The 14901-nt window shown below is 72.6% G+C and carries 13 protein-coding genes; 6 read left to right on the top strand and 7 right to left on the bottom strand.

The features are described from left to right. Together VGX25_RS19445 and VGX25_RS19440 are read right to left on the bottom strand one after the other, a co-directional pair. On the bottom strand, positions 1-2206 hold a 2206-nt coding region (locus VGX25_RS19445; RefSeq protein WP_326919252.1), incomplete at its 3' end, for a hypothetical protein. Beyond that, the gene (locus VGX25_RS19440) at positions 2203-4020 is read right to left on the bottom strand and encodes an HSP90 family protein (protein ID WP_326919251.1); all 1818 of its coding nucleotides are present in this window, start codon (positions 4018-4020) and stop codon (positions 2203-2205) included. The genes VGX25_RS19445 and VGX25_RS19440, both read right to left, overlap by 4 nt. Before the next feature lie 27 nt (positions 4021-4047). On the opposite strand from VGX25_RS19440, the gene VGX25_RS19435 reads away from it, so the two are divergent. From VGX25_RS19435 to VGX25_RS19420, 4 genes are all read left to right on the top strand, one after another. Further along, a complete protein-coding gene (locus tag VGX25_RS19435; RefSeq protein ID WP_326919250.1) occupies positions 4048-5799 on the top strand; it encodes an IucA/IucC family protein in 1752 nt (583 codons plus the stop codon). Continuing rightward, entirely contained in the window at positions 5789-7498 is a 1710-nt protein-coding gene (locus VGX25_RS19430) for an IucA/IucC family siderophore biosynthesis protein (RefSeq protein WP_326919249.1), read from the top strand. Before VGX25_RS19435 ends, VGX25_RS19430 begins: the two co-directional genes overlap by 11 nt. Further along, complete coding sequence (locus VGX25_RS19425; protein ID WP_326919248.1) at positions 7495-8043, top strand: N-acetyltransferase; 549 nt, start codon at positions 7495-7497, stop codon at positions 8041-8043. Before VGX25_RS19430 ends, VGX25_RS19425 begins: the two co-directional genes overlap by 4 nt. 98 nt (positions 8044-8141) lie before the next feature. Beyond that, positions 8142-8909, top strand: coding sequence for a DUF3472 domain-containing protein (locus VGX25_RS19420; protein WP_326919247.1), 768 nt, complete (start codon positions 8142-8144; stop codon positions 8907-8909). On the opposite strand, the gene VGX25_RS19415 is transcribed toward VGX25_RS19420, so the two are convergent. The 5 genes from VGX25_RS19415 to VGX25_RS19395 are packed head-to-tail and all read right to left on the bottom strand — an operon-like array spanning position 8906 to position 13799. Further along, positions 8906-9388: a TspO/MBR family protein gene (locus VGX25_RS19415; protein WP_326919246.1), complete on the bottom strand. Its 483-nt coding sequence runs from the start codon at positions 9386-9388 to the stop codon at positions 8906-8908. The genes VGX25_RS19420 and VGX25_RS19415 overlap by 4 nt on opposite strands. Continuing rightward, positions 9385-9834 carry a MarR family winged helix-turn-helix transcriptional regulator gene (locus VGX25_RS19410; protein WP_326919245.1) on the bottom strand — a complete coding sequence of 150 codons (450 nt, stop codon included), beginning with the start codon at positions 9832-9834 and terminating at the stop codon, positions 9385-9387. Before VGX25_RS19410 ends, VGX25_RS19415 begins: the two co-directional genes overlap by 4 nt. Positions 9835-9875: 41 nt before the next feature. Next, positions 9876-11642: a helix-turn-helix domain-containing protein gene (locus VGX25_RS19405; protein WP_326919244.1), complete on the bottom strand. Its 1767-nt coding sequence runs from the start codon at positions 11640-11642 to the stop codon at positions 9876-9878. Continuing rightward, positions 11639-13015 carry an MFS transporter gene (locus VGX25_RS19400; RefSeq protein ID WP_326919243.1) on the bottom strand — a complete coding sequence of 459 codons (1377 nt, stop codon included), beginning with the start codon at positions 13013-13015 and terminating at the stop codon, positions 11639-11641. Before VGX25_RS19400 ends, VGX25_RS19405 begins: the two co-directional genes overlap by 4 nt. Positions 13016-13049: 34 nt before the next feature. Then, entirely contained in the window at positions 13050-13799 is a 750-nt protein-coding gene (locus VGX25_RS19395) for a 3-hydroxybutyrate dehydrogenase (protein ID WP_326919242.1), read from the bottom strand. Between the two features lie 103 nt (positions 13800-13902). Between VGX25_RS19395 and VGX25_RS19390 the strand changes: the two genes are divergently transcribed. Continuing rightward, entirely contained in the window at positions 13903-14253 is a 351-nt protein-coding gene (locus tag VGX25_RS19390) for a zf-TFIIB domain-containing protein (RefSeq protein ID WP_326919241.1), read from the top strand. A 47-nt stretch (positions 14254-14300) separates the two neighbouring features. Next, complete coding sequence (locus VGX25_RS19385) at positions 14301-14879, top strand: AAA family ATPase (RefSeq protein ID WP_326919240.1); 579 nt, start codon at positions 14301-14303, stop codon at positions 14877-14879. Positions 14880-14901 lie beyond the last annotated feature (22 nt).

The following is a 14901-nucleotide window of genomic DNA, read 5'->3' as shown; positions in this document are numbered from 1 at the left end:
CGCCGGCGTGGTTGCCGGTCGCGGAGCAGTGCGACGCCACGAGGTCGAGCAGGGCGAGGGCCTGCTCGGGTTGGCCGGTTTCGCGGTAGGCGCGGGCGAGGAGGAACCGCGCGCGGGCGGCCTCGCCGGTGTCGTCGAGCCGGTCCAGCACAGCGACGGCCTCCTCGGCGGCGTCGGCGGCGTCGTTGGGTTGGCCGACGGACAGCGCGGCCGCGGCGAGCTCGACCCTGGCGTACGCTGTCGACACGGTGTCGCCGGCGGCGAGCAGGTCGGCGACGGCGTCGGACAGCGCGCGGTACGCCTCCTCGTCGCGGTCGAGCTCGAGGGCGATCCGGCCGCGGTCGTACAGCGAGGTGCCGCGCAGGTGCGGGTCCTCGGCCTCGGCGGCGGCGCCGAACAGCTCGTAGGCCTCCGCCAACGATCCCGACGCGGCGTGCAGCCGGGCGGCCAGCCGCTGCGCGCGCCGCAGCCCGCCGCACGCGCCGACGGCCTCCTCGTACAGCGAGACCGCGCGCACCGCGTGGGCCAACGCCTCGGCGATGCGCGACGAGTCGAGCGCGGCGGTGCATTCGGCGAGGTCGGTGAGGATCTCGGCGAGCAGCGGGCCGTCGGCCAGCTCCGCCGCGGAGGCCAGCGCCGCGACCGCGTCCGGCATGCGGTCGGTGAGCCGGTGGGCCATGGCCAGCCGGGTGAGCCCGCGGGCGTGGTCGTCGGGTCCGCCGATCTGCGCCAGCGCGTCGCAGGACGCCGCGACCTGGGCGAACCCGTCCTCCGCCGATCCGGTCAGCACCCGCAGCAGGCCGAGCCGGCCGAGCACCCCGTGCCGGCGCACCTCGTCGCCCGCCTCGGCGAACAGCTCCGCCGCCCGTTCCCACAGGTCCGCCGCGGCGGCGGGATCGCGGTTGGCCGTCTCGCCGGCCGTGGCGTCGAGCCGCCGGGCCAGCAGCGCACCGGACGGTTCCGGGCAGACCTCGTCGAAGCGCCGCCACGCCGCTGCGACCGCGCCGTCGTTGTGCAGCCGGGATTCCCGCAGCGCGAGGTCGGCCAGTTCGTCCGGTGTGGACAGTGAAGGCGCCGGCGTCGCGGCCGCGGACCGGCTGCCGGCGCGCCGGGCCGGGCCGGACAGCGGCAGGTGCTCGACGATCGGTTCGGCGGCGAGCAGGGCCTGGATCGTGTTGCCCTGCTCGGCCGTGCCGTTGCGCGCGTCGAACCGCTCGGCCAGCGCGAGGGCCCGTGCGGTCAGCTCGTCGCGCAGCGCGCCGGCGGAGATCTCCGCATCGTGCCGGCGCAGCACCAGATCCGCGTGCCCGGCGTCGGCGACGCGGCCGAGCACGAGCGCCGCGGACGCGCTGAAGTACATGTCGGCCAACGGGGTCGGCGGTTCGTCGAGCCAGCCGAGGTGGCGCTCCACCAGCTCCAGCCCGCGCGCCTCGTTGCCGGTGCGGGCGCAGAACGCCACGTGGTCGGCCACCATCCCGAGCTCGCCGCGGCTGGCCTGGATCGCCCGGTACGCCTCCCGGTGCGCGGCCGCGGCCTCCTCGAGCCGGCCGGTGTGCAGGTACGGAAGCAGCAGCTCGGTGAGGATCGCCTGCGGCTGCTCGACGCACGTCAGCGTGCCACCCAGCACCGGAAGCGCCAGCGCCACCGCGTCCTCGTGCCGGCCGCGCCAGGCGAGGTGGCGCACCTTGGCGGTCGGCTCGCAGCCGATGCAGTCGGACATGTCCCCGCGCGGGGCCGCGCACCACAGCCGGTACTGCTCCTCGGCGGTGGCGACGTCGCCGATGTGCTGGGCCACCACCTCGCGGTGCTGGTGCACGGGGTTCATCGTGTGGCCGGCCAGCTTGTACCGGCGCTCCATGTCGTCCAGCGCCGAGTGGGCCCGCTCCAGCGGCACCTCCGGGAACTTGGTGAGCGCGTTGACCACCCACTTGAACTGCCAGTACAGGTCGTGGTCGACGTCGTCGCCGGCCTCGCCCCGGTCGTAGGCGGCCAGGCACCAGGAGAACGTGACGAACGCCTTGGCCGGCTCGCCGCCGAACGTGTACGCCTGGGTGGCCAGCATCCGGGCGGCGTACCGCAGATCGGCGAAGCCGCCCGCGTCGGCGTGCCGGATGACGTCCTCCACGGCCGCGATCTGCCCGCGGCCGTACGGCATCCGCCACGCCGCCGACAGCCGCTCGCCAAGCTCAGCCTCGCCCAGGCTCATCGGCTCTCCTCTGACGACTCCGAAGACGGCACGGCCTGGTCGAGCAGCCCGAGGAACGACCGGTTCAGCAGGGCGGCGTCGGCCGGGCGGATCGGGTGGTAGCCGAGCAGCAGCGCCTGGCCGTACAGGGCCTCGACGGCCAGCCGGATCAGCTCCGGGTCGGTCAGCCCGACCACCCGGCGCACCAAGGAGTTGCGGTGGTTGAGCACCAGTTGCGGCCGGTCCTCGGCGGGTTTGTCGAACGCCGACAGCACGCCGGCCCACAGCTCGTCGACCCGGTCGCGGGTGGCCCGCAGCTCGCTCTGGAACGCCGCCGCGCGGTCCACGAGGTAGAGCACCGGCAGCGAGCCCGGCTCGTAGGCGCGCAGCACGACCTCGCAGCCGAGCCGGTCCATCGCCCGCTGCGCCGCGGTCAGGAACGGGCGCAGCGCCAGCTCGACGTCCGGGTCCAGCGCGGAGAACCGGGTGGCCAGGTCGGTGGGGTCGAGCCGCTGCACGGACAGGCCGGGCTCCAGCGCGGGCAGCCGCTCGATGATCTCCGCGTCGTAGGTGTAGCCGCCGTTGACCAGCGCCATGTCCTGGGCGGCGGCGACGGCGGCGAGCTGCCGGAAGTCGTCGATCGTCGCGGTGTAGCGGATCAGGCCGTGCCGGCCGCGGAAGTCGGCCAGCGTCATCCGCCCGACGTTGGTCTCCAGCGGCAGCCACTGGTCCACCAGCCGCAGCATCTCGTCGTCGTGCAGGGCAAGCGCCTTCACGCCGAGGTGGTGCACCTCGAGGAACCGGCCGAGCCGGGCGGGATCCGTCCTGGCCAGGCCGACCAGCCAGCCGCGAAGCTGGTCGCCGAGCGCCTCCCGGGTGGCGTCGAGCAGGCCGTCGGCGTAGAGCGCCTCGCGGCTGGCGGTGGGCCGCAGCTCGGTGGTGTCGACCACGCAGCGGGCGAAGAACGCCCACCCCGGCAGCAGCCCGTCGGTGCTCTCGGCGAGCAGCATCCGCTTGAGGTACACCCGGTGCCCGGCGTGCTCGGCCGGGTTGGCGGGGAACGGCAGCACGTAGGCGACCCCGGTCAGCCCGGCCTCCGGGACGTCGAGGTCGATCACGTCGAATGGGGTGAACCCGAACGTCTCCTGGGCGTAGCCGACCAGGTCCGCCCGCCGCTCGCCGGCCGCCCGGTCGGTCCGCCACGGCAGGCCCGCTCCGCTGATCGCCTGCCCGGACACGACGACCGGGAACGGCAGCATCGAGCCGTAGAGCCGGGCCAGCTCCAGCACGGTGGGCGGGGCGAACCACTGCTCGGCGCCCGGCCGCGCGGTCAGCGCCACGGTGGTGCCCACCGTCGAGCGCGATCCCGGTCCGATCCGGTACGTGCCGTCGGAGCGGCCGATCCACTCCACCGCGGGCGTGCCGGTGGCCGACCGGGTCACCACCCGCACCTCGTCGGCGACCATGAACGCCGACAGCAGCCCGATGCCGAACTGGCCGAGGAACTCGTGCCGGGCGAAGCCGAGGTCGTCCCGCTTGGAGCTGCGGCCGATCGTGGCCAGCAGCTCGTGCACCTGCTCCTCGGTGAGCCCGATCCCGCCGTCGCTGATCGTCAGCCCCTCGCCGTCGACCGTGATCTCGATCTCGGCGGGCGCGTCCGGCTCGGCCGCACGCCGCGCGGTGACCGCGTCCACGGCGTTCTGCAGCAGCTCGCGCAGGTACACGCGCGGGCTGGAATAGAGGTGATGGCTGAGCAGATCGACGACGCCACGCAGGTCGACTTGGAAGCTGCGGTTCAGGGTTACCTCCCCCGAGGCCTTGTCGGTGCGGGCCAACTATGCCGGATGAGAAGGTGTCCTGCGATGAGATTCCGACACGAAGAGCTGTCCGGGCCGCACTGGTCGGCGGCCGGTCGCGCGCTGCTCGCCCGCACTCTCGCCGAGCTGGCCTACGAGGAGTTGGTGACGCCGGTCGCCGATCGCGACGGCTACCGGCTGGACCTGCCCGGCGGCGTCGGCTATAGGTTCCGCGCCCGCCGGGGCGCGTTCGCCGCCTGGCGCATCGACGAGACGAGCATCCGCCGTAATGGTCAGCCGGCCGCCGATCCGCTCCGGTTCGTGCTCGACGCCCGCGACGTGCTGGGCCTTGACGGCCAGGCCATGGCCGATCTGGTGCGGGATCTCACCGCGACCCACGTGGCCGACGCGCGGTTGCGCGCGCGGGCGCTGCCCGCCGAGGAGCTGGCGGACCTGTCCTTCGAGGACCTGGAGTCGCACCAGACCGGGCATCCGTGCATGTTCCTCAACAAGGGCCGGCTGGGGTTCTCGGCCGCCGACGCCGCGCGGTACGCCCCGGAGGCGGCCGGCAGCTTCCGGCTGGTCTGGGTCGCGGTGGCCCCCGCGCTCGGCGAGTTCGGCGCCGTGCCGGAGCTTTCCGCCGACCGGCTGCTGCGCGAGGAGCTGGGCTCGGAGGTGTGCGACGCCTTCGCCGCCCGCGCTCCGGAGGGCTACGTCTGGCTGCCGGTGCATCCGTTCCAGTGGGACGAGGTGGTGCTGCCGCTGTTCGCCCCGCAGCTGGCCGACGGCAGCCTGGTGGTGCTGGGGGAAAGCCCGGACCGGTATCGGCCGCTGCAGTCCATCCGCACCTTGACCAATCTGGACAGTCCACATCGGCGTAACGTCAAGGTGCCGCTGATGATCCGCAACACGCTGGTGTGGCGGGGGTTGTCGTCGATGCAGACCACCTGCGCGCCGCACATGACCACCTGGCTGCGGGAGCTTTGCGCCGCCGACCCGTTCCTGGCGCGGGAGTGCCGGATCGTCATGCTGCCCGAGGTGGCCTCGGTGACCGTGCCGCACCCGGCGTTCGCCGAGCTGCCCGACGCGCCGTACCGCTACCACGAGCTACTCGGGGCGATCTGGCGGGAGCCCGTGCACGGGTTCCTCGAGCCGGGGGAGCGGGCCAGGACGATGGCCGCCCTGCTGCTGGAGGGCGCCGACGGCCGCGCGTTCGTCGCCGAGCTGGTCGAGCGCAGCGGGATCGGCGCCGTGGAGTGGCTGCGGGCGTTCCTGCGTGCGCTGCTGCCGCCGTTGCTGCACTACCTGCACCGCTACGGCGCCTCGTTCACCCCGCACGGCGAGAACGTCGTGCTGATCACCGACGAGCGCGAGGTGCCGGTTCGGGTGGCGCTCAAGGATTTCGGCGCCGACGTCGAGCTGCTCCCGTTCGATCTGCCCGAGTACGCCGGCATTCCGCCGCACGTCCGCGGGATGCTGCACCGCTGGTCGGCCACCGAGCTGGCACACTCGATCCTGTCGGCCATCTGCGCCGGGCACTTCCGGTTCTTCTCCGACATCGTGCAGCGGCATCTCGGCGTCGGCGAGGACGAGTTCTGGGCGCTGGTGCGCGAGCCGATCACGGCCTACCGGCGGCGCTTTCCCGAGCTGGCCGAGCGGTTCGCCTGGTTCGACCTGCTCGCGCCGACGTTCGGCCGGGTCGCGCTCAACCGCGAGCAGCTGCTCGGCGGCGGCTTCCACGACCGGTCCGAACGCGACGCCGAGTTCGACGTCATGTACGGCACGCTGACCAATCCGCTGGCGCGCCATGACGGATGAGCACTGGCCGGTCGCCTGCCGGTCGCTGGTGGCCAAGATGCTCGCCGAGCTGTCCTTCGAGCAGGCCCTGCGGCCCGAGCCGCTCGGCGGGTCCCGGTACGGGATCCGGCTCGGCGCCACCAGCTACGCCTTCACCGCGCGTCAATCCACAATGGACTCGTGGATCGTCGCGCCGGGCACCGTGACCCGCGACGGCGAGCCGGCCGACGATCCGTTCCGGCTGCTGCTGGACCTGCACGGGGCCTGGGGCCTGGACCCGCAGACGACCGCGCTGACCGTCACCGAGCTGACCGCCACCCTTGCCGCCGACGCCCACCTGCTGCGCACCGGTCTCGGCGTCGCCGAGCTGGCCGACCTGCCGCACGCCGAGCTGGAGGGCCACCAGACCGGCCATCCGTGGATCTTCGCCAACAAGGGCCGGGTCGGCTTCTCCGCGGCCGACCGGCGCGCCTACGCCCCCGAGGCGCGCCGCCTGCACCGGCTGCCGTGGATCGCGGTGCACCCGGACCTCGCCGAGTTCCACGGCGACCCCGCCCTGGTCGACCGGGAGCTGGATCCCCGCACCCGCGCGGAGTTCGCCGCACACGACCCGGGCGGGTACGTCTGGCTGCCGGTCCACCCGTGGCAGTGGGACGAGGTCGTCGAGCCGCTCTACGCCGCCGAGCTCGCCGCCGGCCGGATCGTGCCGCTGGGCGAGGCGCCCGACCGGTACCGTGCCCAGCAGTCGATCCGCACGTTCGTCAACGTCGACCGGCCGGACCGGTTCGACGTCAAGCTGCCGCTGTCGATCCTCAACACCATGGTGTACCGGGGAATCCCGACCGAGCTGGCCGAGGCGGCCCCGCCGAGCACCCGGTGGCTGCACGCGATCCGCGACGCCGACCCGTTCCTGCGCGACACCTGCCGGGTGATCCTGCCCGGCGAGGTCGCGGCCGTCGCCGTGCGCCACCCGGTGCTCGCCAGGATCGACGGCGTGCCCTACCGCTACACCCAGCTGCTCGGCGCGCTGTGGCGGGAACCCCTTGCCCCGCAACTGGAACCCGGCGAGCGCGCCCGCACGCTGGCCGCGCTGCTGCACGTCGACCCGGCCGGCGGGTCGCTGGCCGCCGAGCTGGTCCGCCGCTCCGGACTGGCCGCGGACGCCTGGCTGCGCCGGCTGCTGGCCGCGTTCCTGCCGCCGATCCTGCACTACCTCTACCGCTACGGCCTTGCGTTCAACCCGCACGGCGAGAACACCGTAGTGATCTTCGACGAGCGCGACGTCCCGGTCCGCGTGGCGGTCAAGGACTTCGTCGACGACATGAAGCTGCTCACGTCCGACCTGCCCGGGTACGCCGGCCTCCCCGACGCCGCGCGCTCGGTGCTCATCCGGGTCAGCGCCGACGAGATGTGCGCCTCCCTGGTCAAGTCGATCTTCGTGTGCGTATTTCGCTATCTGGCCCCGCTTTTCGCCGATAAGCTCGGCGTCCCGGAAACCGACTTCTGGGCCATGGTCCGCGCCGAGATACTCGCCTACCACCGACGCTTCCCCGCCCTTGCCGACCGCTTCGCCCTGTTCGACCTCCTCGCCCCCACCTTCGAACGGGTCTGCCTCAACCGCGAGCGCCTGCTCCCCGGCGGCTACCACGACCGGGCCGAGCGGGACGCACCGTTCCACCTGGACGCCGAGCCCCTGCCGAACCCCCTGCTGGAGCCATGAACCCCACCATCCGTACCCAACGCCCCGACGAGCGGGCCGCCGTCCGGGAAGTGATCACCAAGGCGTTCCACCGAACCGTGGTGGCCGACCTGTACGAGGCGCTGTGCGACGCACCCGCCGGCGCCGCCGGCCTGTCGTTCGTCGCCGAGCACGATGGACAGCTCGTCGGCCACGTGATGCTCACCCGGTCCTGGCTGGACGCGCCGCACCGGCTCGTCGAGGTGCTCGTGCTCAGCCCGCTCAGCGTGGTCCCCGAGCACCAGCGCCGAGGGGTCGGCGCCCGGCTGGTCGCCCATGCCCGGCGGCGGGCCGAGCGCGCAGGCGCGCCGCTGCTGTTCCTCGAGGGCTCTCCCGACTACTACGGCCGGCTCGGCTTCCGGACGGCCAGCCGGCTCGGCTTCACCGCGCCCTCCGTGCGCATCCCCGACCCCGCCTTCCAGGTCGTCATGCTCCCGGCCTACGAACCGTGGATGACCGGCGCCCTGGTCTACGCCGAGCAGTTCTGGGCCTTCGACTGCGTCGGCCCCGGCCGGTCTACGAATTAGCATAAGCGGACGTATTTCTGGGCCGCCAAATCCGCGGTACTATCGCCGTCCCTGTCGTTCGGGTGGGCCTGACGAATTGGGGAGGCAGTGTCATGATCATGGGTAGGAGACCGTCGGCCATCAACCGCGTGCTGGTCACCGTCGCCCTTGTGGTGGCCGCGGCCGTGGTGGCGCCCGCGCCGGCGTCTGCGGAGGTGGCGCCGAACGGGACGTATTCGAACTGGACCTGGCCGGCGACCGGCACCGGGTATTACAACTTCGACCAGCGGTTGACAATTCTTGGACACAATGCCGGAACGCACTACTTCTGGGCGCACCAGATGCACTTCATCGCCGGCGACGGTGGTTATCTGGGATTGCAGGTGGGGTCCTACCCGAACAACACGAAGATCGCGTTGTTCTCGTTGTGGGGCGCCAACGCCGCGGACGGGGCGAACTGCGGGCCGTTCGTCGAAGGCGGCGCCGGGTACACCTGCCGGCTGGATCCGTACAACTGGGTGACCGGGCGGACGTACCGGTTGCGGGTGTGGGCGGTCGGCGAGGACGCCCTCGGCGAATGGTGGGGCGCCTGGGTGCAGGACACGGTGACGGGTGTCGACAGCTACGTGGGCCGGCTGCGGGTGCCGACGTCCTGGGCCTGGCTCTACCCCTGGTCGGTGTCGTGGACCGAGTACTTCGGCGCACGACCGGCGACCTGCGACGGCTTGCCGTGGGCGAAGGCGCAGTTCGGTTTCCCCACCGCCAATGCCGGCACGGTCCGGATCGCCTCGCACACGCACACCATCGGCTCGGGCGACTGCCCCGCCTACAGCCGAATCACCGAGGTGTCGGGCGCGGATGTCCAGGAGATGGGCAGATTGGCCTAGACCAGCACGGCGATTTTGATGGCAAGGGTGACCGGCATCCACAGCAGCCAGGGCAGCAGCCAGGCGGTGGCGGCGCGGGAGTAGCGGGAGAAGACCCACACCGTGGTGCCGGCGAGCAGCACCCCCGTCGCGTCCGCCACCGCGACGGCGCGCAGGCTGTCGCTGAGCCAGAACAGCATCGTCTGCAGGAAGCCGGCCACCAGCACGGCCAGCGGCACGGCGGCGGCGGGGCCGGGCACGTCGCGCCGCAGTTGCCATGCGGCGAGGCCCATGCAGGGATAGATGATCGTCCACACCACGGCGAAGACCCAGGCCGGCACCGGCACCTCGGTCAGTCCGATGTCGACCGCGGCGTTGGCGTTCAGCGTGAACGCGGCGATCCCCGGGATTTGGCCGAGCAGCAGGGGAACGGCGGCATAGCCGAGCCCACCGGGCCAGAAGCCCTTGGCCCGACCGGCCTCGACCACCGTGCCGGTCATGACGGTGCCGCGGCGAGCTTGGCGAGCAGCCGGTGAAAGGTCCGCCGCTGCGTGGGCGTCAGCGGGGCGAAGAACTCCTCGGAAGCCCGTTCGCTGACCCGCTCGGCCTCCCGGATCCGCCCGGTGCCCCGCGGCAGCAGGTGCACCTCCACCGCCCGCCTGTCCCGCGGGTGCGCGCGTCGCTCCACCAGACCCATCTCCTCCAGCTCGTTGACCAGCGTGACCATCACCGGTTTGAACACGTGCAGCCGCTCGCTCAGCCGCGCCTGCACCATCGGCCCGTCCTGCAGCAGCACGAGCACCCCGAGGTGCTGCGCCTTGAGGCCCACCGACGCCAGCGCCCGCTCGTAGTGCTCGCCTCCCCTTGCCGCGACCCAGGACAGCAGGAAGCCCGTCCAGCGTGCCAGCCCCTCCGGCGGGTGGCGCCCGCTATCGTTAAGATTCATAACGTTATGAACGTTAACGATACGTCCTGCGCCCCGTCAACCTAGGACAGCGCGTGCAACCGCAGCGCCAGCTGGATCTCCAGGGCGCGCTCCGGGCTTTGCCAGTCCTCGCCGAGCAGGGAGGCGATCCGCTCCAGCCGCTGCACCACGGTGTTGACGTGGACGTGCAGCAGCTCCTTGGCCCGGGTGAGGTTGGCGCCGCACTCGAAGTAGGTGCGCAGCGTGTGCACCAGCTCGGTGCCGCGCCGCTCGTCGTAGTCCAGCACCGGGCCGAGCGTGGCCCGGACGTAGCCGGCAAGATCCGTGCGGTCGCCGAGCAGCTGCCCGACGAAACCCAGGTCCGCAAGGGCAGCGCCCTGCCCTGCCCGGCCGAGCGCCAGCAGGGCCCGCACGCACCGCGCCGCCTCACCGTAAGCGGCGGCAAGGGCTTCCGGCCCGGCGGCCGGCCCGGAAGCGCCGATCGTCACCGGGCAGTCCAAAGTAGATCGCAGTTCTCCGGCCAGCTTCCCGGCGAGCGGACCGGGCGCGCCGGACGGGACCAGCAGCACCACCTGCTCGGCATGCACCCCGACCAGGGCGGCGTACCGGCGGCAGGCCATGGCCAGCCGCTGCCGGGACACCCCGTCGGCCGCCGCGATCAGCACCGTGTGCGGCGCGCCGAGGTCGATGCCCAGCCGGCGGGCCCGAGCCAGCAGCGCGCCCGGGTTGCGCGCCGGCGCGGTCAGCAGATCGGCGAGCAGCTCGCCGCGCACCGCCTCCTCGGCCTGCGCCACCGAGCGCTGCAGCAGGAACAGCAGCGCGGTGACCACGCTGGCCCGTTCGAACAGCCGCCGGTCCGCGTCGCCGAGCGCCGGCCGGCCGGTGAGCACCAGGCTGCCGAGCAGCTCCGGCCCGGCAAGCACCGCGCACACCCAGCTGTCCGAAGTAGACACCGCGCGTCCGCTCAAGCGGGACGCCGCGATGGCCTCCTCCGGCGGGGCGAGCGGATCGGCGTCCACTCTGGCCAGCTCGGCGCCCTCGGCGTCGAACAGCACGATGCCGCCGTGCAGCACCCCGGCGACGGCCGCGGCCACCGACGGGATGTCGCCGCCGCGCAGCACCAGGTCGGCCAGCCGGTCGTGCGCCTCCTCGGCCCGGCGCAGCGCCGCGTTGTGCGCGCTGATCTCGTCCAGCAGCCGGGCGTTGTCCAGCGCCACCGCGGCGTGGTTGGCGAACGACGACAGCAGCGCCACCTCGTCGGCCACCCACTCGCGGGTGGTCCGGTCCGCCGCGTACAGCACGCCGATCACCGTGCTGCCGATGGCAAGCGGCACACCGAGGATGGCCACCAGACCCTCCTCGGCCACCGCGGTGTCGATCGGGTTGGTGTGCCGGAAACGCTTGTCGGCCGGGTAGTTGGACGTGGCGTAGGGGCGCGCGGTCTGCGCGACCAGGCCGCCGAGCCCCTCGCCCATGCCCAGCCGAAGCTGTTGGAACAGCGCGGAGACCGAGCCCTCGGTGACCCGCATGTACGTCTTGCCGGCCGCCTCGTCGTTGAGCGACAGGTACGACACGTCGGCGCCGAGCAGCATCCTGGCCCGGTGCACGATCGAGCGCAGCACCGCGTCCGGGTCACGCAGCCGGGCCAGATCGCTTGCCGTGTCGAACAAGGCGGTCAGCTCGGCCTCGCGCCTGCGGTGCGCGGCCAGCGTGTTCCCGATGCGCAGCGCCAGCTCCGTCGCGCGCGCCAGCTGCTCGCCGCTCGCCCCGCCGGCGAGCAGATCGAGCAGCTGGCGCACCTCGTCGTGGGTGGCGACCACGAGGGTCATGGTGTCACTGACGTCACCCTCGTGCCGACCTCACCCGGCGCCCGCGCGGCGGGAACCGCGGGCGGCGCCTCCGACTCCAGCGACACGCCGCGGGTCTCCCTGGCCAGCAGCACCGCGACCACCGTGATCACGCACATGCCGAGCATGTACAGCGAGATCGGGATCGTGCTGTGGAAGCCGCCGAGCAGGGCGACGGCGATGATCGGGGCGAGCGCGCCCGCCGCGATCGAGGCGAGCTGGTAGCCGATCGAGGCGCCGGAGTAGCGCACCCGGGTGCCGAACAGCTCGGAGAAGAACGCGGCCTGCGGGCCGTACATGGCGCCGTGCAGCACCAGCCCGACCGTCGCCGCGAACGCCATGACCCAGAACGACTTCGAGTCGAGCAGGGCGAAGAACACGAAGCCCCACACCGCCATGCCGACCGCCCCGAACAGGTACACGGGCTTGCGGCCGACCCGGTCGGACAGCCTGCCCCACAGCGGGATCGTCACCAGGTGCACCCCGGAGGCGATCAGCACCGCGTTGAGCCCGGTGGACCGGGTCATGCCGAGCGAGGTGGTGATGTACACGAGAATGAACGCGGTGATCACGTAGTAGGACATGTTCTCGGCCATCCGGGCGCCCATCGCGATCAGCAGCTCGCGCCAGCTCTTGCGGACCACCTCGACGATCGGCCGGTGCTCCTTGCCCGCCTCCTGCTCGACCCGCTGCGCGGCGGCCAGGAACACCGGCGACTCGGCCACCGACAGCCGGATCCACAACCCGATCACCACCAGCACCGCCGACAGCAGGAACGGGATCCGCCAGCCCCAGGACAGGAACGCGGCGTCGGTCTGCACCGCGGCCAGGATCGCCAGCACCGCGGTGGCCAGCAGGTTGCCGCACGGGACGCCGGCCTGCGGCCAGGATGCCCAGAAGCCGCGGCGTTTCGCGTCGCCGTGCTCGGAGACGATCAGCACCGCGCCGCCCCATTCGCCGCCCAGCGCGAAGCCCTGCACCAGGCGCAGCAACGTCAGCAGCAGCGGGGCCGCGACGCCGATGGCCGCGTAGGTGGGCAGCAGGCCCATGCCGAACGTGGCCACGCCCATCAGCACCAGGCTCAGCACCAGCAACCGCTTGCGCCCCAACCGGTCCCCGAAGTGCCCGAACACCAGGCCGCCGATCGGGCGGGCGCCGAAGCCGATGGCGTAGGTGAGGAACGCCAGCAGCGTGCCGGTGAGCGGGTCCGCGGTCGGGAAGAACAGCTTGTTGAACACCAGCGCCGCGGCCGACTGGTAGAGGAAGAAGTCGTACCACTCGACCGTGGTGCCGACCATGCTGGCCCCGACGACTTTGAGGATGCTCCGCCGGTTGGTGGTTGTACTGGTGGACATTGCTGCAATCACCGCACTTCGTTGTTGGGACGGGTCAGTTGGCGGTCCAGCCGCCGTCGATCGGCAGCGAGGCGCCGGTCAGCGCCGAGGCGTGGTCGCCGCACAGCCACCGGACCAGCGCGGCGACCTGCTCGGGCTCGATCAGCCGCTTGATCGCCGACCGGTCCAGCAGCACCCGCTCGACCACCTGGTCCTCGCCGATGCCGTGCAGCGCGGCCTGGGCCGCGATCTGGTTGGCCACCAGCGGGGTGCGCACGTATCCGGGGCAGACGCAGTTGCTGGTCACGCCGTGCGGCGCGCCCTCGAGCGCGGCGACCTTGGACAGCCCCTCCAGCGCGTGCTTGGCGGCGACGTAGGCGGCCTTGTGCGCGCTGGCCCGCAGCCCGTGCGCGCTGGAGATGTTGACGATCCGCCCCCAGCCGCGCGCGTACATGTGCGGCAGGCAGCGCCGGATCAGCAGGAACGGCGCGGTCACCATGACCTGCTGCAGCAGCGCGAACCGCTCCGGCGGGAACTCGTGCAGCGGCGCGACGTGCTGCAGCCCGGCGTTGTTGACCAGGACGTCCACCTGCTCGGGCAGCGTCTCGACGGCGCCCGGCTCGGCCAGGTCGGCCACGTGCGCCCACCCGCCGACCTCGGCCGCGGCCCGCTCGGCGGCCGGCCCGTCCCGGTCCACCACGTGCACCTTCGCGCCCGCCTCGGCCAGCGCCCGCACGCACGCCCGGCCTATGCCCCCACCACCGCCGGTGACCAGCGCGATCCGGCCGTCGAGCTCATTGGTCATGCCAGACGACGTTAGGTTTCCGCCGGCGCCACGACGATGTGTGCAACGGCCACAACCCGTGCCGGCTGGGTGGCGGTTGGCCACACTAAGTAGGGTTGCAGGTGTGATTTGTCCGAAGTGCCAGAACGTGATGAAGACCGTCGACCGCATGGGCATCCACATCGACCAGTGCGAGGGTTGCCGCGGGATCTTCCTCGACCGCGGTGAGCTGGAGCAGATCGTCGGTGCTGAGCAGCGGTACGTGGCCGCCGCCGGGCCGCCGCCGGCCTACCAGCCGGAACCCGGTTACCGCGGGCATCGCGACTCGCCGGCCCCCTACCACGGCGGCCACCGCGACTCGCCGCCCGGCTACGGCCACGGCGGCTACCGCGACTCGCCCCCCGGTTACGGGCACGGCGGCCACGGGCACGGCCGGCGCAAGCGCCGCAGCTTCCTCGAGGAGCTGTTCGACTGAACCCGCAGATCTGCGTCGGCTGCGGGGAATGGGCCGACGCTCCGATCGTGCGCGACGACGGCCCGGTTCTGGTGTGCGCGGCGTGCGGGCACACCGAGCCGTTCCGCCGGCTGCCGCTGTTCGCGCTCACCGGGCCGAGCGGAACCGGCAAGTCCACGGTCTGCCGCCTGCTCATCGACCGGCTCGCCGACCGCTGCGTGCTGCTCGAGCAGGACCTGCTCTGGATCGACGCCCTGCGCGATCCGGCCGACGACTTCGCCGCGTTCCGCCGTGCCTGGCTGCGCCTGGTCGCCACCATCAACCAGAGCGGCCGCCCGGTCGTGCTGTGCGGCACGGTCGTCCCACCCCAGTTCGAGCACCGCCCCGAGCGCCCGCTCCTCGGCGACATCCATTACCTCGCCCTGGTCTGCGCCGACGACACCCTGCGCGCCCGTCTGCGCCGCCGCCCCGCCTGGCGCGAGTGGGACGAGCCGCGGATCGCCGAGATGATCGACTTCAACCACTGGGTCAAGTCCAACGCGGCCACCACCAAGCCCCCCATGGACCTGCTCGACACCACGACCGCAACCCCCGACCAGACCGCCGACCGCGTCTCGGAATGGGTCCGCTCCAGGTCAGTGTCGTGAGTCTTTTGTGGTGCTATAACCC

Source organism: Actinophytocola sp., assembly GCF_035942955.1.
GTDB lineage: Bacteria > Actinomycetota > Actinomycetes > Mycobacteriales > Pseudonocardiaceae > DASYTH01.
This window is presented reverse-complemented; position numbering and strand designations above follow the sequence as displayed.

Bases quoted from the DNA above. Each gene is read 5' to 3' on its own strand.
- VGX25_RS19425 (WP_326919248.1), top strand. From the start codon at position 7,495: ATGAACCCCACCATCCGTACCCAACGCCCCGACGAGCGGGCCGCCGTC.
- VGX25_RS19400 (WP_326919243.1), bottom strand. From the start codon at position 13,015: ATGTCCACCAGTACAACCACCAACCGGCGGAGCATCCTCAAAGTCGTC.
- VGX25_RS19410 (WP_326919245.1), bottom strand. From the start codon at position 9,834: ATGAATCTTAACGATAGCGGGCGCCACCCGCCGGAGGGGCTGGCACGC.
- VGX25_RS19405 (WP_326919244.1), bottom strand. From the start codon at position 11,642: ATGACCCTCGTGGTCGCCACCCACGACGAGGTGCGCCAGCTGCTCGAT.
- VGX25_RS19420 (WP_326919247.1), top strand. From the start codon at position 8,142: ATGGGTAGGAGACCGTCGGCCATCAACCGCGTGCTGGTCACCGTCGCC.
- VGX25_RS19430 (WP_326919249.1), top strand. From the start codon at position 5,789: ATGACGGATGAGCACTGGCCGGTCGCCTGCCGGTCGCTGGTGGCCAAG.
- VGX25_RS19415 (WP_326919246.1), bottom strand. From the start codon at position 9,388: ATGACCGGCACGGTGGTCGAGGCCGGTCGGGCCAAGGGCTTCTGGCCC.
- VGX25_RS19395 (WP_326919242.1), bottom strand. From the start codon at position 13,799: ATGACCAATGAGCTCGACGGCCGGATCGCGCTGGTCACCGGCGGTGGT.
- VGX25_RS19435 (WP_326919250.1), top strand. From the start codon at position 4,048: ATGAGATTCCGACACGAAGAGCTGTCCGGGCCGCACTGGTCGGCGGCC.